Below are 1,687 nucleotides of genomic sequence, written 5' to 3' on the forward strand. Positions count from 1 at the left end.
CTCAGAGCTTCTCGGTCAGCTCGGGCACGGCGGTGAAGAGGTCGGCGACGAGGCCGAAGTCGGCGACCTGGAAGATCGGCGCCTCCTCGTCCTTGTTGATCGCGACGATCACCTTGCTGTCCTTCATGCCCGCGAGGTGCTGGATCGCGCCCGAGATGCCGACCGCGATGTAGAGGTCCGGCGCCACGACCTTGCCGGTCTGGCCGACCTGCCAGTCGTTGGGCGCGAAGCCCGAGTCCACCGCGGCGCGCGAGGCGCCCACGGCGGCGCCGAGCTTGTCGGCAAGCTTCTCGATCAGCGCGAAATCCTCTTCCGAGCCGACGCCGCGGCCGCCCGAGACGACGATCTTCGCCGAGGTCAGCTCGGGCCGGTCGCTTTCCGCCACCTTGTCCTCGAGCCATTCCGACAGGGCGGGGTTGTCGCCCGCGCCGATGGTCTCGACCGGGGCCGAGCCGGTGGAGGCGGCGGCCTCGAAGGTCGAGGTGCGGAAGGTGATAACCTTCTTTTCATCCCTCGACTTTACCGTCTGCAGGGCGTTGCCGGCGTAGATCGGGCGCTCGAAGGTGTCGGCGTCCACCACCGCGGTCACATCGGTCAGGATCATCGCATCAAGCAGCGCGGCGACGCGCGGCAGGATGTTCTTCGCGTCGGTGGTGGCCGGGGCGACGATGTGGCTGTAGCCGCTGGCGAGCGACACGATCAGCGCCGCGACCGGCTCGGCCAGGCGGTGGCCGTAGAGCGCGTCCTCGGCGACCAGCACCTTGGCGACGCCATCGATCTTGGCGGCTTCGTCCGCAGCGGCGGCGGCCGAGGCACCGGCAGCCAGGACGGTCACGTCGCCAAGCGCCTTGGCGGCGTTGACGGCCTTGGCGGTGGCGTCGAGCGCGAGCGCGCCGTCGTTGATTTCGGCAAGAAGGAGAACGGCCATCAGAGTGCCCCCGCGTCTTTCAGTTTCGCCACGAGCTCGTCCACCGAGCCCACCTTGATGCCGGCCGCGCGGGCTTCGGGCTCCGAGGTCTTGACGATCTCGAGGCGCGGGCTGACGTCGACGCCGAAGTCGGCGGCGGTCTTTTCGTCGAGCGGCTTCTTCTTCGCCTTCATGATGTTGGGAAGGCTGGCGTAGCGCGGCTCGTTGAGGCGCAGGTCGGCGGTGACGATCGCCGGCAGGGCGACCTTGATGGTCTGCAGACCGCCGTCCACCTCACGCGAGACGGTGGCAGCCTCGCCCTCGACCTCGAGCGAGTTGGCATAGGTCGCCTGTGCCCAGCCGAGCAGCCCGGCGAGCATCTGGCCGGTGGCGTTCATGTCGTTGTCGATCGCCTGCTTGCCCATGAGGACGAGGCCGGGGGCCTCTTCCTCGACGATCCTGGCGAGGATCTTGGCGACGGCGAGCGGCTCGATGTCCACGTGCACGTCCTCGGCGGCGGTCACCAGGATGGCGCGGTCAGCGCCCATGGCCAGCGCGGTGCGCAGGGTTTCCTGCGCCTGTTTCACACCGATCGACACGACGATGACCTCTTCGGCCTTGCCGGCTTCCTTCAGACGGATCGCCTCTTCGACGGCGATCTCGTCGAAGGGGTTCATCGACATCTTGACGTTGGCAAGATCGACCCCCGTGCCATCCGCCTTCACGCGGACTTTCACGTTGTAGTCGATCACGCGCTTCACGGGCACAAGCACCTTCATG

2 protein-coding genes are annotated in these 1,687 nt (G+C 67.8%); both read right to left on the reverse strand.

Going from position 1 to position 1,687, the window contains the following annotated elements; translation table 11 throughout:
* Position 1: 1 nt before the first annotated feature.
* A complete protein-coding gene (locus IQ782_RS29525) occupies positions 2 to 928 on the reverse strand; it encodes an electron transfer flavoprotein subunit alpha/FixB family protein (protein WP_194138229.1) in 927 nt (308 codons plus the stop codon).
* Positions 928 to 1,686, reverse strand: a complete 759-nt coding sequence (locus IQ782_RS29530) for an electron transfer flavoprotein subunit beta/FixA family protein (protein ID WP_194138230.1) — start codon at positions 1,684 to 1,686, stop codon at positions 928 to 930. Before IQ782_RS29530 ends, IQ782_RS29525 begins: the two co-directional genes overlap by 1 nt.
* Position 1,687 lies beyond the last annotated feature (1 nt).

The sequence above is a fragment of the Salipiger mangrovisoli genome (assembly GCF_015223355.1).
GTDB classification, from domain to species: Bacteria; Pseudomonadota; Alphaproteobacteria; order Rhodobacterales; family Rhodobacteraceae; genus Salipiger; species Salipiger mangrovisoli.